A 26468-nucleotide genomic window follows, 5' to 3' on the forward strand; every position below is an offset into this window, starting at 1 on the left:
TGCCGCGCGCGTCTCGCTCGAGGGGAGGCGACTGTCCGCACGCGTCGCTGCCGAAGGAGGCGAACATGTTCCTGCAGTCCGCAGCGTCCGGCACAGCCCTTGGCCTGCTGCTCCTCGTCGCCGGCGACGCATCCGCCGGATCATCGCCTTATCTCGGGCCAATTCCCTATCTCAGTGCCGCGGACAGTCCTTTCGACACGAAGACGTTCGGATTCTGCATCGAAACGTTCGAGGACGGCACGTTCGACGTTCCAGGCGCGTCGGGGGACGGCAGCGTCGTCGGGCCGAGCACGTTGACGGATTCCGTTGACGCCGACGACGGTTCGATCGACGGCTCCGGCCAGCAGGGGCATTCGTATTTCAACGGCGGTGGTACCATCACCATCACGTTCGACAGCAACCGCACCGGCGGTCTTCCGACCGAAGTCGGCATCGTCTGGACCGACGGCGGCCTCGCGGCCCCCGTTACATTCGAGGCATTCGGGCCGACCGGAACCAGCCTCGGACTGTACGGGCCTTTCGAGCACGCCGATCTCAGCAACAACGGCGAGACTGCCGAAGACCGTTTCTACGGCGTCACCGACGGCTCCGGCGTCTCCAAGATCGTGGTCTCCAATACGGGTGGTGGCATCGAGGTCGACCATCTCCAGCTCGATCGCTGCATCGTCTGCGGGGACACCAACTTCGACCTCGACGTGACGGCTTCGGATGCACTGTTCGCACTGAAGACCTCCGTCGGAAGCCAGACGTGCATGCTCTGCGTCTGCGATGCGAACGACAATGCGACGGTCTCGGTGAGTGATGCACTTGCGATCCTGCGAAAATCGGTCGGCATCGACGTCACGCTGAATTGTCCGAGCTGCTTCCTGTGAGCCAGCGGATTCGTCTCTGCATGCGATCCGCAGTAGCTGTGGCGCGTGCCGCAGCTTCTTCAACCGGGTGATGCGCTCGCGCGCGTTGCGCTCGAGGACCAGAACGGAATTCCTCGATTGGTCGACTCCTCGACCAGGATCGTCGTGTTCACGCGGGACATGAGCGGCGGCGAGATCGTCAAGCAGGCCTTTGCGGGCTTGCGAAGCGCGGCCCTCGAAGCGAACCATGTCGCGTGCGTCTGCGACGTCAGCGGCATGCCCTGGCTCGTCCGCTCGATGTTCGCGCTGCCGGGCCTGCGCAAGCGACTCTACCCGGTGATGCTCGATGAAAGCGGCGAAGCGACGCGCGCCTTTCCGTATCGCGAAGGCAAGGCATCCATTCTCGTCCTCGACTCCGGAATCATCGCATCGGTCGCGTATGCCGGGACGGGCGATGAGGTGACGGCGGCCCTTCGCCTCTGACGCGTCGATCCGGGCGTCCGCAGCGCCGACGTTTCCATCCTTGTCGGGCGGGCGGGATCGTCGCAGACTCCCGGCCGCCCGCTCGACGGCCGGCCCCCCGTATGAGACAAGGAAAGTCGCGGCGGCGACGATGAAGCTTCGTGAAGCAGCGCCGGCGCTTGCCGTTTTCGTCCTGGCTCTGGCCTATCTCCTGCTTCTTCGTCCGTACGGCTTCCAGCTCGAAGACGAGGGAACGCTGCTGTTCTGGTTCTCGCGGGTTGCCGACGGGCAGCGTCCGTACGTCGACTTTCACACCGGCTATACGCCGGGATTCTTTGCATTCGGCAGCACCGTCTTCGCGCTGTTCGGCGCGTCGGCCACCTCGCTGCGCGGCGTCCTTGCACTGATCAATGCGACGACGGCTGCCGGGCTCGCCGAGATCACGCGGCGTGTGGCGGGAGAGCGCTTCGCATGGATCGCGCCGCTCATCTGGCTGCTGTTCGTGCCGGTCTACCCCGGGGAGTTCGCAGCGTTCAACGTTCCGTATCCCACCTGGCCGGTGACGCTGGCCTGGGTAGTGCTCGCGCTGGCGATGCTGTCCTGGGTCGAGAGGCGACGCGCATCGACGCTGGTCGTTGCGGGAGCGGCGGCTGCGGCTATGATGTGGTTTCGTCCGAACTCCGGAGCGTTCGCGCTCGCGGCGGCAACGTGGATCGTCGCCGCCACTGCTGCGCGCCGCAGCGTTCTCGACCGTATCGCCGCGCCGCTTGCGGCGGCAGCGATGGCGCTCGGGGTCTGGTACACGTTCGAGTTCCGCGTTGCCGGCATGGACGCGTTCGTGCATCTGGTCCCGGCAATGGCCGTAGCGGTGCTGTGCGCCGGGCCCCTTTCTGCGCGGTTCTCCGACAACGATGCGCCCGGTGCGACGATTGCGATGGCGATGCTCGGCGCTGCGTTCCTTGCACCGACCTTGTCGTGGACCTTGCCGCTTCTGGCGGAGCTCGGGCGTGACCGGTTCCTCTACGAAGTGTTCCTGGTCGGTGCCGGCTACCAGTCGCTCTACTACAAACCGCATCCGGCTCCCGAGATCTATGCGCTTGCCGTCACGGCCGCGGCTCTCGCGTTCGCGATTGCCGGTCGCCTGGTGGCGGCGCGCAGGCTGAATCCGCTGGTCGCCATCGCGCTGTTTGGCGCGTGCGCGATCGGCGGCGGCGCGTGGCTGCTGCATTCCGAGGTCATGCCCGAGGGGTTCCTGCAGTCGGTTTCGCTGCAGCTGGAAAATGCGTCGTTCTGGCTCGCCATTGTCGCGAACTTCGGCGCGGTGTCGTGGCTTGCGCAAGTGTCCCGGCAAGCTTCCGGACAAGTGTCCCGAAAGCAACTCGCGCTTTCGTCGCGCGCACGGGCACTGGCGGTGCTCACTCCGCTGTCCGTCGCGATGTACCTGCAGATGTTCCCGCGCAGCGACTTCATGCACCAGGTGACGTCGGTCCCGCTTACGGCAGTCGTCGCGTGCGCGCTCCTGTGGCGAGTCGTCTCGTGGTGGGCCGGCGGCGATTGGCCGGAAGGATGGAACGGGCGAAACATCGTCGGAGGTGCTGCCGCTTGCGTCGCTGCATCCGTACTCGTCGTTGCAGCCGTCGAAAAAACCTGCGGTCCGCTGGAGGCGTGGTCATCGCAATCGCCATCCGGAACGATCTCGTCGCAGCTGGACGTACACGTGGAGGCCGCTGCCGGCGACGAGTTGCAGGCGATCGCGCAGACGGTCGATTTCCTGCGCCGCCACAGTGACGGCGGGGAAGCACTGTGGTCGTTTCCTGCAACCAGCGGCCTGCTGTTCGCTGCCGGTCGTCGCAACGCTGCGCCTCACGATTACTGGTATCCCGGCCGCCCCGACCACGCCGAGGAGGGGCGCGTTCTCGGCCTGCTTCGCGAAAAAAAGCCGCGCCTGGTCGTCACGCTCAATCGCGGATGGGATTTTTTCGCCGACTCGCCGCTGTGGTTCGAAGACCTGAGGGCGTGGACGGTTTTCCGCTACCGCCTGGTCGCGCGCTTCGGGCGCTACGATGTGCTCGCAAGGCGGGAGTTGCCGGGATTCGACGAGATCGCGACGAGCGCGCAGGGCGTCGGGGATTCGAAGACGGCCGAGGCCGAAGCGATCGAGCCCAACCTGGAGCGGCGCCGCCAGGCCGCGGCGCGCTGGATGGACGTGCTGACACCTGCGGACGCTGCGGCCGCGAGCCTTCCCTCGTCGCGCCGCGACTGCCTGCTGCTGCTGAGAGCGCTGCGCGACGGCGGAGATCTGCGCGCGGCGGCATGGGCAATCCAGGGCTACGAGTCTTCCGATCCGCGCGTCCGCAGCGAAGCGGTCGACGCGATGAACGCGATGGTGCGCGACGTACGCGCCCGGCGCAGGCGTTTCGCGAACGATTTCGACGGCTCGGCATGGAAGCCGTACGTCGCAGCGCTGACGGATGGCGCCAACACGCTGAAACGCAGCGAGGATGCTCGCGCATTCGCCGACGAGGTACTGGCGATCGCAGGCACACCGCAGGACCGCTGATCCTGCGGCAGGCCGTCGCGGCTCAGGCGTTGCGCACGAGCACGCCGCCGTCGACGACGAGCACCGCGCCGGTCACGAACGTCATCGCCGGAAGACAGAAGTTCAGCGTCGCGTGCGCGACCTCCTCGGGCTCGCCGTAGCGGCCGAGCACGGTGCGCCTTTTGGCGAAGACCGTCTTGTGCTCTTCGGGAATCGCGTCTGTCATTCCCGTGCGAATCGGCCCCGGCGCGACGCAATTGACGGTAATCCCTTCGCCGCCGAGCTCGACGGCAAGCGAGCGCGTAAGGCCGATCACCCCGTGCTTGGCTGCCGTGTACGCCGAGCCGAAGCGCGTGGCGCCGAATCCTTCGGTCGAGGCGATGTTGACGATGCGCGGCGACTGCGACTTTCGCAGGTGAGGCAGCGCGGCACGCACGACGCGAGTCTGGCCGGTGAGCAGCACGTCGAGCGATTTCGCCCACAGCTCTTCGTAGTCGTCCGCGTCGATCGGCGTCATCCAGACGATCCCCGCGTTGTTGACGACAATGTCGATGCCGCCGAAGTGACTGGCCGCTTCGGCGATCACGCGCCGGACGGCGTTGGTGTCGGTGACGCTCATGTCCCAGCCGCGGGCGCTGCCGCCGGCCTCGCGGATCTCGCCGACGACGGTCTCGACGCGGTCGGCGCCGAGGTCGGTGACGATGACGTGGGCACCCTCGTCGGCGAAAAGGTGCGCGGTCGCGCGACCCATGCCCGAGGCCGCACCCGTCACGAGCGCGACTTTTCCCTCGACCGAACGACTCAGCTTGGACAGGCGCTTGCCCATGGTTCCGGTTCCCTCCGCGCCCGCTCATAGCGCCGGAGCGCGGGACCTCCAAGCGCGGCACCGAGGTCGCAACGTTACCGCGTTGCCCCTACGTTCGGCCGCATGTCGCAGCAACGCCGCCGCGTGTACTCCGGAACTCCGTGGGAGCCCAAGGTCGCCTACTGCCGGGCCAGCAGGGCCGGCAATTTCATCGCGGTCTCCGGAACCGTGGCCGCAGGCGACGACGGCAAGCCGGTCGCGCCGGGCGATGCGTACGCGCAGACCCTCTTCGCGCTTCGCAAGATCGAGAAGGCACTCGAGGGCCTGGGCTCCTGCCTGGCCGACGTCGTGCGCACGCGCGTGTTCCTCGTCGACTTCGTGGATTTCGACGAATTTGCACGCGCGCACCGCGAGGTTTTCGCCGGCATCGATCCTGCCGCGACGGCCGTCCAGGTCTCGGCGCTGGTGGCACCGCAGTACGTCGTCGAGATCGAAGCCGACGCGGTCGTGACGGACGATCGTTAGCTTCGCTGCCGGAGCAGCCGTGGCCGCGCCGGCGTTCCGGCGATCGCACGCGCCCGCACGTGAGACGTGCACCACGCGCTGGCGGTCGCGAGCGCGACCGGGTAAAGGGCCACGCAGGCAATGTCGCTTCGAACGTCCATCCAGCGCCGCGTGACCAGTGTCCTGACCAGCGCGAAGACCCGTGACCTTCGTCGTCGCACTCTCGAAGGCGCGCGCAAGATCGGTGGCTCGCCGCACCGCGTCCACTATTTCCACCAAGTCGATGACCCGTACAGCCACCTCGCGTCGCAGCTCCTGGAGCCTCTCGTCGAGCGCTACGACATCGAGTTGCACACGCACCTGGTCGGCCCGCCGCCGGATTCGGCTGCTCCCGAGCGCGAAAAGCTCGTCGCGTGGTCGCGCGTGGATGCCGAACGCGTCGCCGAGGGCCGCGGAGGACTTTCGTTCCAGGACCCTGGAAACCAGCCGTCGCCCGATCTCGTTGCGAGGGCGACGCGGATCCTGGCGTCGACCAGCTCGTCGCGCGCATTTGCCGCGCTGGCGCCGCGTGTCGGCGAGGCGATGTGGGACGACGACATCGAAGCGCTCGGCGGCATGGCGCGCGACCAGAGCGGCGCGCCGAACAACGTTGCCGACGCAATCGGACGAGGCGACGCGCTGCGCGCGAAGTGCCATCACTACCTTGGCGCGATTTTCCACTATGCCGGCGAGAATTACTGGGGCGTCGATCGCCTGAGTCATCTCGAGCGCCGTCTCATCCACCTCGGCGCGAGCCGCCAGGTCTCGGCACCCCTTCTTGCGCCGCGCTACGACGTCAGCGACGAGCGCATCGATGCCGGCAGGCTCGGCCTCACGCTCGAAGTGTTCGTCTCGCTGCGCAGTCCGTACAGTTACATCTCGATGCCGCGCGCGTTCGATCTCGCGACGCGCGCCGGCATCGCAATGAAGCTGAGGCCGGTGCTTCCGATGGTCATGCGCGGGCTTCCGGTGCCCGCGAGCAAGCGCATGTACATCACGCTCGATACCAAGCGCGAAGCCGACGCGGTCGGCATGCCGTTCGGCCGCATCTGCGATCCGGTGGGCAAGCCGGTCGAGCGCGGGTTTTCCCTGTATCCGTTCGCCGTATCCAAGGGACGCGCCGGCGATTACCTGCTGTCGTTCTGTCGCGCGGTATTTGCCGAGGGCATCGATGCAGGAACGGACGAAGGGCTCCGTCACATCGTCGAGGCCGCGGGACTTTCGTGGAACGACGCGGCCCGCAATCGCGACATCGATGGATGGCGTCCCGAGCTCGAAGCAAACCGCGAAGACATGATGGCGATGGGACTGTGGGGAGTGCCGAGCTTTCGGCTGAGCGGCGCCGGCGCTTCAGACTTCTGCGTGTGGGGACAAGACAGGATCTGGATGGTCGAGGACGAAATCCGCCGAAGGGTGGACACCGCGCCTTCCTGACCGATCGGCCGCCCCCGAATGCTCCCGGAAAAGGCCAAAAAAAGCCGGGCAGCCATTGGGGGGAGATGGCTGCCCGGCGGGGTAGGACCGGAGGTCGCGGGTTAAGGGGGAGGGACCCTCCCGCGAGCCTTTCGTCCGGTTCCAAAGAACGGCATGCGGGGACACCGTTCTTTCGTGCCGGCGGTGGAAGATAAAGGAGGGGAAACTTCCACTCTTTCCGGCTTCGTGTACGTAGACGGCAGTGCCTCCCCTTCATTCGACGACCCCCTGGATTTTTTGCACCCACCTTCGCCGTCGGGCCTGTGGGCTGCTGTTTGTGGCGGGCCTCACGCTGGTGACGCCGGCCGGAGCCACCGACTTCACGCAATCGTCAGAAAAACGGCCGCAGCGCATCGTGTCGCTGGCGCCGGCGATCACCGAAACGCTGTTCGCACTCGGCCTCGGCTCCCGCGTCGTCGGCGTCTCGACGTACTGCGACTTCCCCGCGCAGGCGCGCGCACTTCCGAAGGTCGGCAGCTTCAGCGAGCCGGTCGCCGAAGCGATCGTCGCGCTGAAACCCGATCTCGTGCTGACGTCGCCTAGCCCCGGGAACGAGACGACGGTGCGCGCGATCCAGGCGACGGGCATCGAGGTCGAAGTCGTAAAGAGCGAGGGAGGAATTGCAGAGGCGAGGGCGGCGATGCTGGATGCGGCGCGGTTTGCGGGCGCCGAGGCGGCGGGCGCGGCTCTCGTCAGTCGCATCGACTCGCGTCTTTCCGCGGTGAAAACCGCGGCCCGTTCGCTGCCGCATCCGTCGGTTGCAGTCGTCATCGGTCGCGAGCCGCTCGTCCTTGCGGGGCCCGACAGTTATCTCGGCGAGCTCGTCGCGCTCGCCGGTGGCAGCAACATCGCAGAACCTGTCGGTGGGCGCTGGCCGAGGGTATCGATGGAATTTCTCGTCGCCGCCGCACCCGACGTGCTCGTCGACCTGGCCGCGGCGATGGGCGACGGCGACGGTCCGCAGGGCAGCAGTGATGCCGGCGGCCCGGCAGCAAAACATGGGTCGGGCGGATCGGGCACCGGGGCGGAAAAGGGCGCCGCTCCTGGCGGATCGGGCAAGGCGGCGGGGGGAAAGGCCGCAATTGCCGCCGGATCCGGCCCCGGACAGACGGACGGCCCCTGGGCGCGGCTGACGTCGATTCCGGCCGTTGCCAACGGCCGCATCGTGGCTCCCGACTCGGCCTTGATGCTCAGGCCCGGGCCGCGCCTGGCCGATGCCGCCGAGGCGCTGTTCGCGGCCCTGCACCCCGGGGCTTCCCTGCCGCGTCCGGCAATGGCCGAATAGGCGGACGTGGCAGCAATGGCGACTTCGCGACTGACCACGTCCCGGCTCCTGGCCGCGCTTGCGGCAACGGCTGCCGTCGCGCTGCTGGCCATCCTGGTCGCGTTGCGGATCGGCAGCGTGCCGCTGGATTTCGGCGCACTGCTGGCCGGGGATCCCGGTACCCGCACCATCTTCTTTGACCTGAGGCTTCCTCGCGTACTGCTGGCCGCGGTGGTCGGGGCGGCGCTGGCGGTCTCCGGAGCCGCGCTCCAGCCGACGCTGCGAAATCCGCTGGCCAGCCCCGAGATCATCGGTGTCTCCGGCGGCGCCGCGGTTTCGGCGGTGCTCGCGCTGGCATTCCTGCCCGAAGGAGCGCTCGGGGCCGGACTCGTCCCCGTCGTCGCGTTCGCCGGCGCGACGGCCTCGAGCCTCATCGTCTACCAGCTCGCCCACGTTCGCGGGCGCCTCGATCCGTACACGCAGGTGCTCATCGGAGTCACGTTCAACACGTTCGCGGCTGCTCTGATCCTGCTCGTGCACGCGCTCGTCGACCTGCGCCGTTCTCACTCGATCGTGTTCTGGATGATGGGAGGCATCTCGAGCGAGCCGTACCCGGTCGTCGCGCTGGCCGCGCTGCTGGTGATCGCGGCAACGGCGGTGCTCGTGCGCGATGCGCGCTCGCTGGACCTGCTCGCGCTCGGCGACGAAGCCGCGCGCGCTCTCGGCACCGATGCCGACGCGGTGCGGCGCCGCGTGTTTCTCGCTTCGTCGCTTCTCGTCGGTGCGGTCGTTTCGCTTTGCGGCATCATTACGTTTGCCGGGCTCGTCGTGCCTCACGTGCTGCGTCGCATCGTCGGCAGCGACAACCGCCTGCTCGTGCCGGCGTCGTTCTTCGGCGGCGCTGCATTCCTCGTCGCATGTGATGCGCTCGCGCGCTGGATCGCTGCGCCGGCCGAGCTTCCGGTCGGCGCGATCACGGCACTGGCCGGTGCGCCGTTCTTCGTCTACCTGCTGAGGCGCGGCCGCTCGCGGCAAGGAGCGCTGGCATGAGCGGCGGTCTTCGTTTCGCTCGCGTTGCGTTTCGCCACGATGGCGCCGTACCGGGCCGAGGAGGAATTCTCGAGGACATCGACCTCGTCGTCCAGCCCGGGCGGACGCTGGCGATCGTCGGCCCCAACGGCTCCGGCAAGACGACGCTGCTTCGCCTGGCCGCCGGCGAGCTGGTGGCAGAACGCGGAACGATCGAGATCTGCGGACTGGATCCGGCAAGGGCGCCGCGCCGCGAGCTTGCGCGCCGCGTGGCCGTCGTCGCAGCCCATGCGCCGGTCGGCTTCGGCTACACGGTCGAGGAAATCGTGCTGATGGGAAGGGCGCCGTGGGTCGAGGGGTATCGCCTCGAGTCTGCGGAGGACCTGCGAGTCGCGCACGAAGCGATGGACGCGCTCGACGTCACGCACCTGGCAGGTCGGGTCTTCGACAGTCTCTCCAGCGGAGAGCGCCAGAGGGCATCGGTCGCCCGCGCCCTTGCGCAGCAGCCCGAGCTCGTCCTGCTCGACGAGCCGGCCGCCTTCCTCGACATCAAGCACCAGGTGGAGCTTTACGACGTGCTGCTGTCACGAAGCCGCACGACTGGCATGACGGTCGTCTCGGTGCTCCACGACCTCAACCTGGCGGCTCTGTACTTCGACGAAGTCGCGATGATCGGCGGCGGCAGGATTTTCGTGCAGGGAGCGCCCGACGACGTCATCACGTACGCGAACGTGCGCGCAGTGTTCGACACCGACGTCTACGTCGACCGCAACCACTTGACGGGACATCTGAACGTGCTGCCGCTGCCGCGCGGCCTCGTCGCGCGCGAAGCTTCGAGCGATGCATCTCCTGCTGCGCCGGCGCGCAAGGAATCGACGCCGTGAGCGCGAGCGAGCTGCTGTTCCACGGTCTGGCGGCTGCGGCACTGGCGTGTGCGCTCGCGACGATCGCATTGCGCAAGCCCGGGTGGATCGCGCGGGCGCTTCTTGCCGGCCAGGTCGCGACATCGGCCCTGATGGCGCTGGCCGGTGCGCGCCTGCCGGCTGCTTGTTCGGCTGCGTGCGCGATCGCGCTGGCCGCATGGGTGTGGCGCAACGGTACGGACAACGCGGCGGAGGCGGATGCTGCCGACGACAGCGCGCCGCGGCGCAGCGAACCGGAAAACGCGACGAACGCAGCCGAGATACAGACCGCGCCTCGAAGCGGCGTCCTGCGCGCCGTGCCGATGGTCATCGCGCTTGCGGCCTTGTTGCTGCGATCGCTGCTGATGGCGAACTGGCCGCGCGCTGCACTGGTGCCGTCGCAGCTCGCGGCGCGAGCGCCCGGTCTGCCGCCGGTAGGTATCGGCCACTACCTCGTCGTTGCGATGCTGCTCGTGTGCGCGGGCCTGCTCTGCGGGATGACGAGGCGCAGCGCGCTTGGTGCCTGCGCTGCGGCGTCGTGGATGGCCACAGGCTCGGCCCTTGCGATCGCCGCGGCATCGTCGATGGTGATCGGCCGCGGCCAGGGGCCGATGCTCGCGACGTTCGCCGTGCTGTTCGCATCGATGCCGGCGCTCGTCGCGGCGGTTCTCATTGCCGAAGGCCGCGTGATCGCGCCGGCCGGTGCCTCTTCCGGTCGCATCGCCGATGGGTTCTCTGCAGTGGCCGCTGCGGTCACTCTCGCGTTGCTCGCGGGGCTTACGTGATCGGCTGGCTTCCCGAGAACGCGCATCCGTGGATTGCCGAGGCCACGACGGCGGCGGGGAGCATCGTGCTGCTCGCGATGTCGCGCGTCGGCTCTCTCGAGCGCAAGGCCGGGGACGTCGCGCTGCTGGTCGTTGCGATGTCTGCCCTGGCTTCGGTGATCGCGCTCGATGCGCCGCAGGGATACGTCCTCGAGCGCGTCACGGTGGCCGATCCGTTCGCGGGATTTTTCCGCTTCGTGCTGGCGATGTGCGCGCTGGCAACCACGTGGCTCTCGACGCGTTCGCGCGAGGGGACCGGTCCGGCCGCCGCGCTGTCGTGGTCGCTGTTGCTCGTCGCGCTGCTCGGCATGGACCTGATGGTCAGCTCGATCAGCATCCTTTCGGCGTGGTGCGGCTTCGCGATAAGCGGCCTTGCGAGCGCGCTCTGGATTGCGTCCAGGCACGAAGGCAGCGGCGGCGAGCATCCGGCACTGCCGCTGCTCGTGCAGTCGGCGATCGGATGCGCGCTGCTTCTGGCCGGATTCACGCTGCTGTTCGCGCTTACCGGAGCGAGCGATTTTCCCGGCATCGGCTCGCACCGCTCCGTTGCGCTGGCTGCACCGGGCGGCGCCGCGGTGTGGTACGTCGCCGCCGTGCTGGTGCTCGCGGCGCTCGGGCAGCGCATCGGCGCTGCACCGCTGCACGCCTGGCGCGTCGATGCGGCCGGGACGTCGTCGATCGCGGCGGCCGCATGGCTGGAGATTGCGTCCTCCATCGCGGCCCTGGCCCTGCTCACGCGTGTGCTGCGCTTTGCGCTTTGCAGCGGCGTTTCTCCGGAGGGTGCGTGGGCAGTGTCTCCTCTCGAGCGCTGGCCGGACCTTCTTTCGGTGCTGGCGATGCTGGCGATGGTGGTCGGCAATTTCGGTGCGCTGCGGGCCGCGGATCTGCGGCGCATGACCGCATACCTTGCCACTGCCCAGGCCGGTGCGCTGCTGATGGGCCTGGTTTCGCTCAGCGACGATGCGCTTCGTGCCTGCCTGTTCCACGCGGTTGCCTTTGCGCTGTCGCTGGCAGGAATGCTCGCGGTGCTCGCGCCGGTGGTCGAGCAGGCGGGATCCAGCGATTTCGAGGCGCTGCGGGGCCTTGCGCGCAGGCGAGGTGGCGCACGATGGAGCGCGGCCGCGCTCGCGTGTTTCGTGCTTTCGCTGGCCGCGGTGCCTCCGTTTGGCGGGTTCTCCGGCAAAGTGGCGCTGATCACCGCGGCCTACGGCGGCGGTCGCAGCGTTCTCGTTGCAGCCTCGGCGCTGGCGAGCGTGCTCGCGCTGCTGCTTGGCGTCCGCATCCTGGCCACCCTTCTCGACCGACCCGCCGATCCGGACGAGCCTGTCCATGTCGATTTCGAGGCGGCCCTGCTGGCCGGCCTGCTGCTGGCCGGCACCATCGTCATCGGAATGCTGCCCGAGGCGCTCGCGTCGTTCGCGTCGCGATCGGTGGTGTTCTTCGGCGGATGAGGCAGACTGACACGATTCCGGGATGAGGTGACTTAGTGAACTACCGACGACAGGGGCTCTCCCTCGTGGCCGCCACCGCAATGTCCGTTCTGGTGCTGTCCTGCGGCCCCAGCGACAAGATCCAGACGGTCTCGTTCGTGCTGACCGCCCCTGCGCACATCAGCGGAGTCGATCTGGTCATCGCTTACGACAATGGCAGGTTCATCCCGCCGGACGGCGGGTGCAGGGCCGGCGGCGCAGTGAGTAGCGCATCCGACGCGACTCTCTCGGTCGCGGTCGGCCTCGACGACTCGGTCGTGCAGACCACGACCACTTCAACGTCCTCGTCCTCGTCCTCCATGCCGCCGCAGACGACGACGACAACGCATCCGACGACCACGACGCACACCACGACCACGACCGTGGCCACGAACGGGACATGCGGGAACGCGAAAATTGACCGTCTCTCGACGACCATATGCTGTGAAGACGTCGGCACGCCCGTGGGGCAGTGCAGCGATGGCAACACAGTCAAGGGGGAAGAGTGCGACGACGGCAACACTGAAAATGGAGACGGTTGCGATCACTGTTGCCAGATCGAAACGCCGGAATTTTCCTCGGTGGATAATGGGGTGAGCGCCCTCCGGATTCACATCGTCGATGGTGGCGGGATCGCCTCGGGCACGACGCTGGCGGTTTGCAAGTTCCAGGGCGACATCTCGGGGGCCAATCTGCAGATCACGGCGACCAAGTGCCAGTTTCCGGACGGCAAGGTCTGCGCGCCCGAGATCATTTCTGTGACAACTGTCACGACGACCACGACCACGACAAGCTCCACGTCGTCGACGACGACAACGACGACGCCCGGGCAGACGACGACGACTTGATGCGCCGCTGCTGCGGCGAAATTCGTTTCTAGGCGCGCCTGCGCGCGTGCTCGTCGAGCACGTCGGCGAAGGTGCGCGCAAACGTGTGCGTGTCGCCGGGCCATCGCGCCGAGACATAGCTGCCGTCGCGCACGACGAAGGCGGCCGACGGATCGTCGAAGCAGTCGCGGCTCATGCCGCTGGTCTTTCGTCGATGCTCCGGGTCGTCGGCGGCAACGTCGAGGAAATGTCGCGGGCTGACCAGCGCCCTCGTCACTTCCGACTGCACGCTGCGGTAGCCCGCGGTCTCCCCGGCATTTTCGGTGTACGTGCGGTAGTACGACGGATCCCAGAAGCGCGTGAAGCGCGCGATGCTCCAGCCCGCTTTTTCCAGCGACCAGGTAAGCGCCGTCGTCCTTCGCCCGTGCAGTACGGACCTTCCGGTGGCGGGATCGATGCTGCGCGCAGCCAGCACGACGCCGTGACAGATCGCTGCCACCGGCTTGTCTGCCGCAAAAAACGCGACGACCAGGCGCTGGAGGATCTCGCTTTCGAGGTACTCGCGCATGCCGCGGGCGCGATGCCCGCCGGGCAGCAGCAGGCCGTCGAAACCTTCGACACGCACGTCGTCCCAGCGAAGCGGGCAGCGATATGCCGTATCGGCGATCATCTCGTCGTACGCCGCACGTCCTGCGGGATCGGCACGCAGCAGCGCGCCGACGAGCTTGATGCGCGACAATCCCGGAACCTGGCTCCACGGGTCGAGCCCTTCGCCGGTGACCATGATGTCGTCGGCGACGGCCGGCCTGGCATCGGGCGTCGCGAACGCGACGTGGTGCCCGAGGCGACGCAGGACGTTCCAGCTCACCGCGGCTTCGGTCGGGTCGAAGTCGCGGCTCGGCAGCGGAATGAGAACGCGGGGCATCAGGCGCCCGTGATGATCTCGACCCTGTAGCCGGTCACCGTCGTCACCAGCTCCATGAACGCATCGAAGCTGACCGGCTTGCTGATGAAGGAGCTGCCGCCGAGCTCGTACGTCTGGTGCACGTCTTCTTCGGCGCGCGACGTGGTCAGCACGAAGACCGGAATGTCGCGGAAGACCGGATCTGCCTTGATTTCGGCGAGGCACTCGCGGCCGTCCTTCTTCGGCATGTTGAGATCGAGCAGGATCAATCCCGGCCGCGGTGACGTCCAGGGCTCGGCGAACTTCCCCTGGCGGCGAAGGTAGTCCATCACTTCCTCGCCGTTCTTGACGAAGCGAAGCTCGTTGGCGAGGCGCCGGTCCTCGAATGTTTCACGGGTGAGCATCTGGTCTTCGTCGTCGTCGTCGGCGACGAGGATGACGATGGGCTGGCGATCGACGTTCAAAGGGCGTCTCCTTCGATTCGAGGCGGGCGGGAGAACGAAGAACCACGCATCCGGGCGGCGCCGAAGCGCTTCCCGGTCCTCCGAACGCCGCGGCTATTACCACATGAGCGTACGTGAGGGTAGAAGACCGGGGTCGGCAGCACGAGGTACGGCAGGCAAGCCGCAGCCGCCGCCGTCCAGAATCCCCGGGGCAGCCGCCGAAGGAAGGAACCGATGCTCGAAGGGATCCGGGTCGTCGAGATGGGGGTCTGGGTGGCCGGGCCGGCCGTAGGCGGGATCCTGGCCGACTGGGGCGCCGACGTCGTCAAGGTCGAGTCGCCGGCCGGCGACCCGATGCGCGGCTTTTTCCGCGCCTCGATCGGCAGCGAGATACCCCACAACCCGCCGTTCGACCTCGACAACCGGGGCAAGAGGAGCATCGTCCTCGACCTCCGGACCGACGCTGCCCGCGCCGCGCTCGAGAAGATCCTGGCCGGCGCCGACGTCTTCGTCTCCAACATGAGGCCGGCTGCCCTGGCCCGCCTCGGACTCGCGCACGACGATCTGATGGTCCGCCATCCCCGACTCATCGTTGCCAGCATCACGGGCTACGGGCTGGAGGGCGAGGAGTCGGACAGGGCAGGCTACGACATCGGTGCGTTCTGGGCGCGATCGGGGGTGGCGGATTTGTTCCGCACCCCGAACCAGCCGCCGCTGGCGCTGCGCGGCGGGTTCGGTGACCACATCACCGGCATCTCGACCGTCGCCGGCATTCTCGGAGCGCTGATCGAACGGGGCCGCACCGGACGCGGTCGCCTCGTCGAGACCTCGCTACTTCGCACTGGGATGTACTGTATCGGCTGGGACCTCGGCATCCAGCTCGTCTACGACAAGCTGCGCGGCACTCCGGCCCGCACCGAAAACGACAACCCGATGGTCAATTGCTACCAGGCCTCCGACGGATCGTGGTTCTGGCTGATCGGGCTGGAAGGCGACCGCCACTTCCCGCTGCTGTGCAACGCGATGCAGCGCAAGGAGCTTGCCGTCGTTCCTCGATTCGCGACACCGGTGGACAGGCGCATCAACCGCCGCGAGCTGATCGCGCTGCTCGACGGCATCCTCGGCGGCAAGACGCGCGAGGAGTGGGCCGAAAGATTCGATCGCGAAGGCGTGTGGTGGGTGCCGGTGCAGTCGGCCGCCGAAGCGGTGCGCGATCCGCAGGCGCTCGCCAATGGGGCGATCTGCGAAGTGGACGGAGAAGGCGGACGTGACGCGTACCGCGCGATCGCCTCTCCGGTCGGTTTTCGCGACCAGGGGCACAGGACTCCGCCTTCGCACCTGCGCGCGGTGCCTGCTCTCGGCGCCGATACTCGCGAAGTGCTGCGCGAAGCAGGTCTTTCGGACACCGAAATCGACGCGCTCGGCCGTTCGTAACGACATCGATCACGACCGGTCCCTGGGAATAGCGCTGCGCGCCTCGGGAAAAGCGCCGCGTCCTCGGGAATCGTGCTGCGTGCCGCGGGAACAGCGCTGCGCGCGCCGGTGATGGCGCTGCGCGCCTCGGCGCGCTAACCTTGCGGTGGATGTGGTGGTGGTGGAGCAGGGGGCGGCCCGGGGCCGCGTCTTTCGCGAGCGCGCGTCGCTGCGTGCCTGTTCTTTTATTTCTCGTCGCGTCGTGTTCCGCGACGCAGCCACCGGCGCGCATCGACGACGCCTGCTCGATCTTTCGCGAGAAGAAGGAATGGTACGTCGAAGCGGAGCGCGCGCGCGAACGCTGGGGAGTACCGATCCCGATCCAGCTCGCGTTCATCCGCCAGGAGTCTTCGTTCGACGGTGACGCGCGTCCTGCGCGGCATTTCTTTCTCGGCTTCATTCCGGGTTCGCGTCCATCCAACGCGCGCGGCTATGCGCAGGCGCTGCAATCGACGTGGGACGAGTATCGCCGCGCCACGGGCAGCCACGGCGCCGACCGCGACGAATTCGGCGACGCGGTCGACTTCATCGGGTGGTACAACGCGCGCAGCGCCGAGGTCTGCGGAATTCCCAAGGACGACGCATACCGCCTCTACCTCGCGTATCACGAAGGACCGATCGGCTATCAGCGCGGGACCCACCGCGACAAGGCGTGGCTGCTCGTCACCGCGCGGCGAGTGGCCGGACGCGCGGCGCGCTACCAGACCCAGCTCACCAACTGCGAAGACGAGCTGAAGCCGAAGAAGCGCGGCTGGCTGTTCTGACGAATCCGGGACCGCCACGCACGTTCGTGTGATCCCTTTCGGAAAGCGGCACTCGGCGCGGGGACACACGCACCTGTGCCGGATTTTTGCTCCCGTTTCCGTCGCGGGCCGTGGCTGCCTATACTCGCGCCGCTGAGACGACGCCGCGGCGCTCCCCTTCCGGTGGTGCCGCTTTTCTCGCGAGTCGAGCTGGAAATCTATGGCACCATCTTTGGTCCAGACCATCCAGAACCAGGTCGTTACGTTTCTGATCGGCATGCCCGATGCCGTCGTCACGGTGCTGGCGGGGCGTCCCGAAGTGCGCGACGGACAGACTCTCGACCCCCAGCTCCAGCTTCTGCTGCGGTTGATGGCTGCCGCCGGATTGCCGCGGCTGGAAACGATGAGCGCGCCGGATGCGCGGCAACTGTTCCGCGATTCGGCAAGGCTGCTGGCTTGCGAAGCGGCGCCGCTCGCGCGGGTGTTCGACCGCTCGCTGCCCGGACCTCACGGCGACATTCCGGTGCGCGTTTACGTGCCGACTTCCGGCACGTCGCCGCAACCGGTGCTCCTCTACTACCATGGCGGGGGATGGACGATCGGCGACCTCGACACGCACGACAGCGTTGCACGGTCGTTCGCCGCCTTGTCCGACTGCATCGTCGTGTCCGTCGACTATCGTCTCGGGCCCGAGCATCGCCTTCCGGCGGCCTTCGACGATGCGCTGGCGGCGTTCACGTGGGTGGCCACCCATGCAGCCGAGATCGGCGGTGATCCGACGCGGCTTGCGGTCGGCGGCGACAGTGCCGGAGGCAACCTTGCAGCTGCCGTTTCGCAGTACACGGTCGCGAGCGGAACGCGCGCACCGGACTTCCAGCTGTTGATCTATCCCGTCACCGATCTCGGCGCGGAGACCGAGTCCTACGAAACCTTCGCCGAGGGTTTCTACCTGACGCGCGGCGCGATGCGCTGGTTCCGCGCGAACTATCTCGGTGAGGCGGGCACGGGCAAGGACTGGCGCTGCTCGCCGCTGCGGGCCGAGAGCGTGGCGGGGCTGCCGCCGACGTTCCTGATGACGGCCGGTTTCGACGTGCTGCGCGACGAAGGCAAAGCCTACGCGGCCAGGCTGATGGAAGCGGGAGTCGACGTCGACTACCGCAACTACGAAAGCCTGATCCACGGCTTCATCTCGATGACCGGTGTCGTGCGCGAGGCGCGTCGTGCCTTCGACGATGCGGCTGCGGCGCTTCGCACCGGCCTCGGCGTGGACCACTGATCGATGACGGATCTCGAAGGGTTTCGCGCCGACGCGCGCTCCTGGCTCGCGCGCAGCTGCCCCGCTTCGCTCCTCGGTCGTGCGACGACTCCGTTCGACGGCTGCTGGGGCGGGCGGCACTACGCGTGGACGCCCGACGAGAAGCTGTGGCTGGAGCGCATGCTCGAGCGCGGCTGGACCGCGCCGTCGTGGCCGGTCGAGTATGGCGGCGCCGGTCTCGATGACGATCATGCGCGCATCATCCGCCACGAGATGGCCGCCGCGAGGATTCCGCCTCCACTGGTCGGCTTCGGGCTGACGATGATCGGGCCGGCGCTGCTCGCGTTCGGAAGCGAGCAGCAGAAGCGCGAGCACCTTGCGCCGATCACGTCGGGACGCGTCCGCTGGTGCCAGGGTTACAGCGAGCCGGGCGCCGGCAGCGATCTTGCCGGTCTTCGCACCGCGGCGGTGCGCGACGGCGATGAGTTCGTCGTCAACGGGCAGAAATGCTGGACCTCGCACGCCGACGAGTCCGACTGGATGTTCCTGCTGGCACGCACCGATCCGGGCGCGAAGAAACAGGCGGGAATCAGCTTCTTCCTGTTCGATCTTGCGACGCCGGGAGTCACCATCCGGCCTACGATGCTGATCAGCGGGAAGTCGCCGTTCTGCGAAACCTTTCTCGACGGCGTGCGCGTCGCGTCGCGAAACCTCGTCGGCGGGCTGAACAACGGATGGACCGTCGGCAAGGCGGTGCTCGAATTCGAGCGGTCCACGCATGGCGAAGTGTTCAGCACGGCGGGTGACGGCGAGCCCGCACTGGTGGCGGCGGCGCGGCGCCACGTCGGCATGAGCGAGGGACGCATCGGCTCGGCCGCCGTGCGCAGCGATGTCGCACAGAGCGAGATGGATCGTCGCTGTTTCGAGCTGCTCATCCAGCGCTACCGCGACGAAAGAAAGCCGGGCGACAAGCCCGGTGCGGAAAGCTCGCTGCTCAAGTGGTACGCCTCCGAATTCAACATGCGCCGCAACCACCTGATGACGGCGATCGCGGGGCCCGAAGCGCTGGGCTGGGACGGCGACAGCTTCGATGCCGCGGAGCTCGAGAAGACGCGCGACTGGCTGCGCTCGCGCGGCAACTCGATCGAAGGCGGCACCAGCGAGATCCAGCTAGGCGTCATCGCCAAGCGAATGCTCGCGTTGCCGGACTGAAGCTATGCCACAGTCGTAATGGGGTCAGGCACCAGAGGAATGGGGTCAGGCACCAGGGGAATGGGGTCAGGCACCAGGGGAATGGTGCCTGACCCCAGCTAGATCCGCTTCAGCGTTGCCAGCGCCTCGTCGATGTGGCGCGTGGCCTGCATCTGGGAATCGAAGACGTGCTGCACGACTCCGGCCTTGTCGATGACGTACGTCACGCGGCCCGGCAGGATCCACAGCGTGGCCGGCACGCCGTAAGCCTTGCGCAGCGCATTGCCTTCGTCGGCGAGCAGCGTGAACGGCAGACGATGGTGCTCGGCGAACGACTTGTGCTTGGCGACCGAGTCCCCGCTGACCCCGATCACCTCGGCGCCGGCCGAGACGAAATCCTCGTACGAATCGCGAAAACTGCACGCTTCCTTCGTGCAGCCCGGTGTCTCGTCCTTCGGGTAGAAGTACAGCACGACGGCCTTTTTCCCGCGGAATTCGCCAAGCGAGACCGGCTTGCCGTTCTGGTCGCGCAGGTTGAACTCGGGCGCCTTGTCTCCGACAGCGATGCTCATGGGTATTCTCCGAGGCGGGATCAGGCCTTGGTGGCGCTGCCCCAGTAAGTGTAGGTCAGTGGTCGCGGACCCGGCAGGTACATCGTGTCGAGGTCGCGAAGGGCGAGGCCCGCCCGCTCGAGCATTTCGGGGACGTTGCGGTTGACGTTGCAGCCGCCGGAGATCTTTCCCCAGACACCGTTGATGCGGTCCTGCCATTTGCGCACGGTCGGATCCGGAGCCGCACCGTGCTCGCTGAAGTACATCGACGCCCCCGGCTTCATCACGCGTCGCATCTCGAGCAGCGCCGAGTGGACGTCGGGGATCGTGCACATCGTGTAGGTGATCACGATGTTGTCGACGCTGTCGTCGGCAAGCGGAATCGTCTCGCTCGACAGCGACAGCCAGTCGACCTCGATGCCGGCCTCGTCCGCGCGGCGCCTGGCCATGACCTGCAATTCCGGCGAAGGGTCCAGGCCCAGCACTTTCTCGACCTTGGTCTTGTCGTAGAAGGACAGGTTCAGGCCCGATCCGATTCCGATTTCGAGCACGCGGCCGCTCGCAAGCGGCACGACCTTGGCGCGCTGGCGCATGATGGGCCGCTGGCGCATTGCGAAATCCAGCAGGCGAGGCAGCACGTAGCGGTCGTAAAGGCCCATCGGCAATCACTCATGTCTGCGAAGCTTCGTTCTGGCAAGCGGGGTTGGACCCGTCCAGAGGAGCTCACTCAGGAGCGTGAATGGGCCCGGTGCGGCTGATTGTTACGCATGGGCGCGCTGAGGCGAGGGCGGGGTCAGGCACCAGTTTCCCGACAGGGCTGGTGCCTATTCGGCTGGTGCCTGACCCCATTACAACAATGGCATAGTGGCTGTCCCCAACTCCCCCAACTCAGTGCTTTGCGGTTACCTGGACGCACTGCTGGAAGGTCGGGCGATTGATCCACGGCATGCCGGGCACGGTGGCCAGTCCGAATGGACGGAACTCGATCTCCTCTCCGGCGGAATCCACGGTCCATGTCGAGGGATCGGACGATGAGAACTGCGTCGTCAGGTCGTTGACCGCCGCCTGCAGGCTGTTGACCAGCGCCGTGCGACAGCCGGCCTGGGTGCCGTCGGCGCAGTGCAGCACCTCGTACGGCGCGCCGACGCTCTGGCCGAGCGCCATCCTCAGCACCTTCTTGAGGATGCCGTAGTAGCCGTCCTGGTAGGCGGAGCCGATCGCGCCCGGCTTGTTGTCGAACTCGAGCGGAATGTCCGAGTAGAACGACGAAAGCTGGGGTCCCACGGTCTGGTCGATCATGTGCGGGAACCATGCGTCCATGATCGCGACGGCGTGGTCGTTGTCGTAAACGCCGTTGTGATCGCGGTCGCGTCGCTGCGTGCCCGCCGTCACCCAGTCATTGAGAAGCGTCAGCTCCGGGGCCAGTGAAGGCTCGCTGCCGATGATCTGCAATGCGTACGGCAGCACCTGCTCGCCGCGCAGGTCGGTGAAGCCGGCGTTGCCCATCGCTTCGACGACGTTGCCCGGTGTCACCGGGCCGCCGGCCAGTGCCGCGGTGATCTGCGTATTGAGCATGGCCGAGCGGTACGTCGAGGTGTAACCGAAATTGCTGTCCGAGGAGCGCCAGCCGTGAGCCGGCTTGTTGTTCCACGACGTCGCGTAGCCCTTGGCAGGATTGAGCTCCTGCGGATGCTGGGCCGTGGTGATGAAGCCTTTCCATTCCCACTGGCCCGTTCCCCAGCTCGGCTTGTCGTAGTCGACGCCGTCGGCCCGGATCGGAAGCAGTCCGGAGTGGAAATAGAACAGGTCGTCCTGGTTGACGTAGAGCCAGTTGAAGCTGCCCGGAGCCTTGCTGATCGACTTGAGGAAGCTCTTGGCCGTCGGCGTGTTCTTGTTGATCTTCTGGAACGCGAGCGCGTTCTCGCCTTCACGCTCGAAGCTGGCCCTCTGGTGTACCAGCGCGATCGGCTGACCGCCGACCGTTGCGCGGGCGAACACGTTTCCGTGTCGGGTCCGCTGCACGACCGCCTGCACGTTGTCGGGGTGGCTGCTGCAGAACGTCGGATCGGCCGAGCCGCCGCCGGCGCACCACGTGTCGGTCCTCTGCGTCATCGCCGTGCAGGTGCCGTTGAACATGTAGCTCGTCGAGCTGGTCGTCGGCGGCGAGTGGTCAAGGTTGCACAGCAGCTCGGCGCGCACGTCGGTGTCATCCGAGCCGCCGGCGGTTGCGGTGAACGCGTAGTTGAGGCCGCGCCCGAGCACGACGTACGGCGAACCGATCGGCGCGACGCCGCGGGTCTTCAGGCCGCCGGAGTCGACGCTGAACTCGTAGAGCAGCTCGGGAATGAGGTAGGACGTCTGCGGTCCACCGACGAGGATCGGGTGTCCGCCGACCGCCTTGGCAGCGGTGACGGCGAGGAAGTTGCTCATCGACGGCTGCGTGGCGTGCTTCAGCAACGCGGCCACCTGCGAAGTGGAAGGAGAGCGCGCCGAAGGAATGGCGCCGACCACTTCGACTGCCGGATGCTGCACCTCGCTGCCCGTGTCGGGAACGGCGACGGCATTGGGATCGATCGTTCCCTGCGTCATGTACTGGAACGGAAGGTCGGTCGTCACCGGTGCGTCGGGATCGTCGAGGCTGCGAAGGTCGCGGTACAGCGCGGCGCCCTGCGAGGCCCCGAGGGAAGTCTGCAGCTCGCCGAGCAGCGCGACGTCGTGGTCCTCGGCGCCGCCGCCGGCGCCGAACAGGTATTCGAGGAATACCGCGACGGCCAGCACGTCGGTCTTCTTGAATTCCTGCACCGGAAGCTCGTCGAGCGCCCCGTATTCGACCGGGGGCTGGATCTGTCCGAGGTTCACCTTGAGGATGAACGCGTTGATGCCGGCGACGAAGTTGGTGATGTCGCTGTCGGTGCGCTTGCCCAGGCCGCCGTTGTTGGCGAGCATCGCATCGTACTGGTCCTGGAAATCCGCCTCGTCGTACCCGGCGAACGCGTAGACGCCGCGATCCTCGTCGATCAGCGCCGGGTCGTATCCGACGAACTCGGAGATGCGGCCGCGACCGGCGTGACGCGCGACGTCCATCGAGAACAGGCGATCGGCAGCCGAAGCCCAGCCGATTCCGTACATCACGTCGGCGCGATTGCTGGCCTGGATGTTCGGAACTCCGAAATCGTCGCGCGTGATGGACAGGCCCGGCAGCGTCGGCTTCGGAGAGTCGGGAGGATTTCCCGACGGCGTGAGGGGAGCGGGCTTGAAATAGCTCGTCAGGTGGTCGTCGGTGATTCCGGGCGCCGCGTATGTCAGCGCTGCGTAAATCGGAGTCTGGTCGTTGAAGTTCGCCGGCACCGTGCCGTCGTTGAGGAACGCAAGCGCCTCGCCGGTCGTCATGTAGCCGTTGTTGCCCGGCGGCAGGATGTTCAGGAACAGGCCGTTGTCGTCGGCGGATGCGACGACCGCGGCAGCCATGGCGAGCACGGCCGCAACGGGTGCGGCAAGTCGAAGTGTTTTCACGTTGGTCCCTCCCCAGGGATGGTCTGGCAGCTGGCCCCGGTTATACGACCGCGCGCCGCTACATCCAATCCGGAATCAGAACCGGCCCCGTTCAGGTCACGCCGGCATCCAGTTGCCGTGGAATCCGAACGGGATGCGGCAGGGCAGGTGGATTTCGGCCACCGAAGGCCCCGCGAAGTCCCGGGCATCGAGGATCACGAGATCGGACCGGTCGGTTGCTGCGTCGTAGACGTATGCGAGCAGCCAGCCGGCGTCCTCTTCGCCGGAGGACGGATCGGGCGCGAACACCGCCTCGCCGGGAAACCGCGAAGAACCGAAGTCGTGCTCGACCGAGACGCCGCCGGCAAGATCGTACTTGAGCAGCGACGTTGCGGCGGAGTCGCGCGACGAGAGGTTGCGCACCGCATAGCCGTAGCGGTGCTTCGAGCCGCACAGCCGGTCGTCGATGCGCGGGAACTCGATCGGCCGGTCGTCGAGCGCCGATTCGGTGACACTGCCGCGCCCGAGATCGATTTCCCAGCGATGAAGATACGCAAGATCGAAGCGGGCCGTGCCCTCGCGCCACAGCTCCGGATAGCGCGCGACGTCGATCGTGATGCGGTCGCCGGTTTCGAACGCGTTCATCGGATGAAAAACGTAACAGGGGGCGACGTCGAACCAGCGCACGGCGCCGCTGTCGTCGCCGCGCTTCATCACGCCGATGCGCGCGCCGTAGGCGTCGTCCCAGCGGTACGGCATCTGGCCGCGCATCGCGCGCTCGAAATCGAAGACCACCGGCAGGTCCATGAACAGCACGTGGCCCGACGTGATCGCGAAGTCGTGCATCATCGTCGGTCCCGGCACGTCGATCGGCACGCTTCGCACGAGCGCGCCGCTCGCGTCCGTGCAGTGGTACGTGAGGAACGGCGAAAACCAGTTGTAGTCGAAGAAGTGCATCTCGCCGGTCTGCGGACAGATCTTCGGATGCGCGGTCATGCCGGTTGTCAGGCGGCCTCCGAAGTCAAAGTTCCCGACGGTTTCCAGGCCCGGCGAGATCTCCCACGGCCTCGTCGTTTCTGCGAGTGCGAGGATGCGGCCGGCGTGACGAACGATATTGGTGTTGGCCGGCCCCGCGGCCAGGTCGCGGCTTCCGTCTGCCTGGACGACTCGCGCGCGGTCGGTGAGCTGCTTCGTGCGAATCCAGCGGTTCCGGTACCAGAGTGCCTTTCCGCTCTCGAGGGCAACTCCGTGCAGCATGCCGTCGCCGAAGAACCAGTGGGGCGGCGTCGTGCCCTTCGGATTCGGGCCGTTTCGAAGATAGGTGCCCACGAGCGCCGTCGGGATCGCGCCGTCGACGCTGAGAGACGTCGAACTCGTTTCGGTCTCGACCGGCGCGTAGTTGCCGCGAAGGAAGAACGGGAGTTTTTCCAGGCTGGCGGAGGTTTCTTCCGCAACGGTTGCCGTGCTCATGCCCGGATCCTGCTGCGGTCGGCTGCCGGCGTCAACGACTCCGACTGGCGGCAGAGGCGCCCCCCGGCATAGTCTTGGGCGCCGCCATGCCGTCGTTTTCGCTCCACGCTCGCGCCCCTCTCGCGCTCGTCCTGCTGATCGGCTGCGGCCACGGCGCGCCGACCGCTCCTCCCGCCGCCAGCGCCCAGGGTTTCGCCGACCAGCTCGCCGAGTTTCCCCGCAAGGTGATCGAAGCCGCTCCCGGCGTGCACGTCGCCGTCGGCTACGGGCTCGCCAACTCGGTGCTGATCACCGGCGAAGGCGCCAACGTCATCGTCGATACGATGGAAAGCGCCGAAGCTGCGGCGCCCGTGCGCGATGAATTTCGCAAGATCAGTACGGCGCCGGTCGCGGCGATCGTCTACACGCACAACCACGCCGACCACATCTTCGGAGCCGGCGTGATGGCCGGCAGCGACCACCCCGAAGTGATCGCGCACGCGAGCTTCGCGCCGGAGCTGCGCCGCATCATCACCGCGACGCGCGAGATCACGTACAAGCGCGCGATGCGCCAGTTCGGGACTCTTCTTGCCGACGCCGACCGTATCCACTGCGGAGTGGGGCCGAAGCTCGTGAGCGACGCGACGACGACGCTGTCGTTCCTGCCTCCGACGAAGACTTTCGACGGCGAGAGCCTCGATCTCACGATTGCCGGCATCCACATGCTGCTGCTGCACGTTCCCGGCGAGACTCCGGACCACATCGCCGTGTGGCTGCCCGAAAAACGCGTGCTTCTTTGCGGCGACGACTACTATCACTCGTTCCCGAATCTCTACGCGATCCGAGGCACTCCGTACCGCGACGTGCTGGGCTGGGTTGCCAGCATCGACCGCATGCGCGCGCTTCGTCCGGCGGTGCTCGTGCCCGGCCATACGCTGCCGGTCAGCGGCGAGGCCGAGATCCAGGCCCGCCTCGGCGACTATCGTGATGCGATCCAGTTCGTCCACGACCAGACGCTGCACGCGATGAACGACGGGCAAACCGCCGACGACATCGCGTCAACGCTGCGCCTGCCGTCGTCGCTGGCGGCAAAGCCGTGGCTTGCCGAGCGCTACGGCCGCGTGGACTGGTCGGTGCGCGCGATCTTCGACGGGTATCTCGGATGGTTCTCCGGCGATGCGGCCGATCTTTCGCCGCTGACCCGGCGCGAGCGCGCCGACCGAATGGCGGCAATGGCCGGCGGAAGCGACAAGCTGAGGGACCAGGCCAGCGCCGCGCTCGAGCGCGGCGACGCGCGGTGGGCGCTGGAGTTGTCGGGCGACCTTGCGGCGCTCGGCGAATTCACCACCGTCGCGCGAAGCATCCGCGCCGCGGCGCTGCGCCTTCTCGCGCAATCCGAGCCGAGCGCCAACGGTCGCAACTACGAACTGACCGAAGCGCTGGAAGCCGAAGAAAAAGTCACCGTCGAAGCTCCCGATCCCTCGCGCACTCCCGAATCGCTGATCGCTGCCATTCCCGTCGGCGATTTTCTTCGCGCAATGACCGTGCGGCTCGACGCGGCCAAGGCCGAAGGCAAGAGCTACTCGGTGGGCCTGGTCTTTCCCGACATCGGTGAAAAGTGGGGAATGCGCGTGCACAACTCGGTGGCCGAGCTCGTCGCGCAGGTTCCCGACGATGCGACGATGACGGTGACTTGCGACTCGAAAGTCTGGAAGGAAATCCTGACGCGCCGCCGCAACGCCACCGCCGCCTTCGCCAGCGGCGCGGTAAGCGTCGACCGCAATCGCCTCGAGCTCGTCCGCTTCCTGTTCCTGTTTCGATGAGCCGAGTTGGGGTCAGGCACCAGAGTGCCGGTGCCTGTCCCCGATCCGCATAGGGCGGCGCAGCCGCCCGCGAATTGGCAGCCGCGCTTGACCATCGGCGCCGCCCGACGAGAATCTCCCGTCATGTCTGGCTGCGACCCATCCGGCGGCGAGCGC

General features: G+C 67.2%; 23 protein-coding genes. 16 read left to right on the forward strand and 7 right to left on the reverse strand.

Annotation, left to right across the window (positions count from 1 at the left end; all coding sequences use genetic code 11):
* The first annotated feature begins 65 nt into the window (after positions 1-65).
* The 3 genes from VGK20_17410 to VGK20_17420 all read left to right on the forward strand — a co-directional run bounded on the left by VGK20_17410 (position 66) and on the right by VGK20_17420 (position 3873).
* Positions 66-872, forward strand: coding sequence for a hypothetical protein (locus tag VGK20_17410; GenBank protein ID HEY2775824.1), 807 nt, complete (start codon positions 66-68; stop codon positions 870-872).
* Positions 873-917: 45 nt separating this feature from the next.
* The gene (locus VGK20_17415) at positions 918-1334 is read left to right on the forward strand and encodes a hypothetical protein (protein HEY2775825.1); all 417 of its coding nucleotides are present in this window, start codon (positions 918-920) and stop codon (positions 1332-1334) included.
* A 130-nt stretch (positions 1335-1464) separates the two neighbouring features.
* Entirely contained in the window at positions 1465-3873 is a 2409-nt protein-coding gene (locus VGK20_17420; GenBank protein ID HEY2775826.1) for a glycosyltransferase family 39 protein, read from the forward strand.
* A gap of 22 nt (positions 3874-3895) precedes the next feature.
* Here VGK20_17420 and VGK20_17425 read toward each other — a convergent pair whose 3' ends face one another.
* Positions 3896-4678 (reverse strand): SDR family NAD(P)-dependent oxidoreductase, encoded by a 783-nt coding sequence (locus VGK20_17425; GenBank protein HEY2775827.1) that lies wholly within the window; start codon positions 4676-4678, stop codon positions 3896-3898.
* Between the two features lie 102 nt (positions 4679-4780).
* On the opposite strand from VGK20_17425, the gene VGK20_17430 reads away from it, so the two are divergent.
* The 8 genes from VGK20_17430 to VGK20_17465 all read left to right on the forward strand — a co-directional run bounded on the left by VGK20_17430 (position 4781) and on the right by VGK20_17465 (position 13009).
* Positions 4781-5182: a RidA family protein gene (locus VGK20_17430; GenBank protein HEY2775828.1), complete on the forward strand. Its 402-nt coding sequence runs from the start codon at positions 4781-4783 to the stop codon at positions 5180-5182.
* A 120-nt stretch (positions 5183-5302) separates the two neighbouring features.
* Positions 5303-6634: a DsbA family protein gene (locus VGK20_17435; GenBank protein ID HEY2775829.1), complete on the forward strand. Its 1332-nt coding sequence runs from the start codon at positions 5303-5305 to the stop codon at positions 6632-6634.
* Between the two features lie 316 nt (positions 6635-6950).
* Positions 6951-7958, forward strand: a complete 1008-nt coding sequence (locus VGK20_17440) for an ABC transporter substrate-binding protein (GenBank protein HEY2775830.1) — start codon at positions 6951-6953, stop codon at positions 7956-7958.
* 15 nt (positions 7959-7973) lie between these two features.
* Positions 7974-8987 (forward strand): iron ABC transporter permease, encoded by a 1014-nt coding sequence (locus VGK20_17445; GenBank protein HEY2775831.1) that lies wholly within the window; start codon positions 7974-7976, stop codon positions 8985-8987.
* A complete protein-coding gene (locus tag VGK20_17450; protein HEY2775832.1) occupies positions 8984-9850 on the forward strand; it encodes an ABC transporter ATP-binding protein in 867 nt (288 codons plus the stop codon). The genes VGK20_17445 and VGK20_17450 overlap by 4 nt, the downstream gene beginning before the upstream one ends.
* Positions 9847-10653, forward strand: coding sequence for a hypothetical protein (locus tag VGK20_17455; GenBank protein ID HEY2775833.1), 807 nt, complete (start codon positions 9847-9849; stop codon positions 10651-10653). Before VGK20_17450 ends, VGK20_17455 begins: the two co-directional genes overlap by 4 nt.
* Positions 10650-12143 (forward strand): proton-conducting transporter membrane subunit, encoded by a 1494-nt coding sequence (locus VGK20_17460; GenBank protein HEY2775834.1) that lies wholly within the window; start codon positions 10650-10652, stop codon positions 12141-12143. The genes VGK20_17455 and VGK20_17460 overlap by 4 nt, the downstream gene beginning before the upstream one ends.
* 35 nt (positions 12144-12178) lie before the next feature.
* Complete coding sequence (locus tag VGK20_17465; GenBank protein HEY2775835.1) at positions 12179-13009, forward strand: hypothetical protein; 831 nt, start codon at positions 12179-12181, stop codon at positions 13007-13009.
* A 28-nt stretch (positions 13010-13037) separates the two neighbouring features.
* Here VGK20_17465 and VGK20_17470 read toward each other — a convergent pair whose 3' ends face one another.
* Both VGK20_17470 and VGK20_17475 read right to left on the reverse strand, forming a co-directional pair.
* Positions 13038-13913, reverse strand: coding sequence for a type 1 glutamine amidotransferase domain-containing protein (locus VGK20_17470; protein HEY2775836.1), 876 nt, complete (start codon positions 13911-13913; stop codon positions 13038-13040).
* Entirely contained in the window at positions 13913-14356 is a 444-nt protein-coding gene (locus VGK20_17475) for a response regulator (GenBank protein HEY2775837.1), read from the reverse strand. Before VGK20_17475 ends, VGK20_17470 begins: the two co-directional genes overlap by 1 nt.
* A 213-nt stretch (positions 14357-14569) precedes the next feature.
* On the opposite strand from VGK20_17475, the gene VGK20_17480 reads away from it, so the two are divergent.
* The 4 genes from VGK20_17480 (at position 14570) to VGK20_17495 (ending at position 19018) form a co-directional block, all read left to right on the forward strand.
* Positions 14570-15769 (forward strand): CoA transferase, encoded by a 1200-nt coding sequence (locus VGK20_17480; protein HEY2775838.1) that lies wholly within the window; start codon positions 14570-14572, stop codon positions 15767-15769.
* 212 nt (positions 15770-15981) lie between these two features.
* The gene (locus VGK20_17485; protein HEY2775839.1) at positions 15982-16572 is read left to right on the forward strand and encodes a hypothetical protein; all 591 of its coding nucleotides are present in this window, start codon (positions 15982-15984) and stop codon (positions 16570-16572) included.
* A 199-nt stretch (positions 16573-16771) separates the two neighbouring features.
* On the forward strand, positions 16772-17827 hold the full coding sequence (locus VGK20_17490) for an alpha/beta hydrolase (protein HEY2775840.1): 1056 nt from the start codon (positions 16772-16774) through the stop codon (positions 17825-17827).
* 3 nt (positions 17828-17830) lie between these two features.
* The gene (locus tag VGK20_17495) at positions 17831-19018 is read left to right on the forward strand and encodes an acyl-CoA dehydrogenase family protein (protein HEY2775841.1); all 1188 of its coding nucleotides are present in this window, start codon (positions 17831-17833) and stop codon (positions 19016-19018) included.
* Positions 19019-19116: 98 nt separating this feature from the next.
* On the opposite strand, the gene VGK20_17500 is transcribed toward VGK20_17495, so the two are convergent.
* From VGK20_17500 to VGK20_17515, 4 genes are all read right to left on the reverse strand, one after another.
* Positions 19117-19569 carry a peroxiredoxin gene (locus tag VGK20_17500; GenBank protein HEY2775842.1) on the reverse strand — a complete coding sequence of 151 codons (453 nt, stop codon included), beginning with the start codon at positions 19567-19569 and terminating at the stop codon, positions 19117-19119.
* 20 nt (positions 19570-19589) lie between these two features.
* The gene (locus VGK20_17505) at positions 19590-20207 is read right to left on the reverse strand and encodes a class I SAM-dependent methyltransferase (GenBank protein ID HEY2775843.1); all 618 of its coding nucleotides are present in this window, start codon (positions 20205-20207) and stop codon (positions 19590-19592) included.
* A 229-nt stretch (positions 20208-20436) separates the two neighbouring features.
* Positions 20437-23061 (reverse strand): penicillin acylase family protein, encoded by a 2625-nt coding sequence (locus VGK20_17510; GenBank protein HEY2775844.1) that lies wholly within the window; start codon positions 23059-23061, stop codon positions 20437-20439.
* Positions 23062-23157: 96 nt separating this feature from the next.
* Entirely contained in the window at positions 23158-24510 is a 1353-nt protein-coding gene (locus tag VGK20_17515) for a carotenoid oxygenase family protein (protein ID HEY2775845.1), read from the reverse strand.
* Between the two features lie 86 nt (positions 24511-24596).
* Between VGK20_17515 and VGK20_17520 the strand changes: the two genes are divergently transcribed.
* Positions 24597-26312 carry an alkyl sulfatase dimerization domain-containing protein gene (locus tag VGK20_17520; GenBank protein HEY2775846.1) on the forward strand — a complete coding sequence of 572 codons (1716 nt, stop codon included), beginning with the start codon at positions 24597-24599 and terminating at the stop codon, positions 26310-26312.
* Positions 26313-26468: the final 156 nt, after the last annotated feature.

Source organism: Candidatus Binatia bacterium (assembly GCA_036493895.1).
Taxonomy (GTDB): domain Bacteria; phylum Desulfobacterota; class Binatia; order UBA1149; family CAITLU01; genus DATNBU01.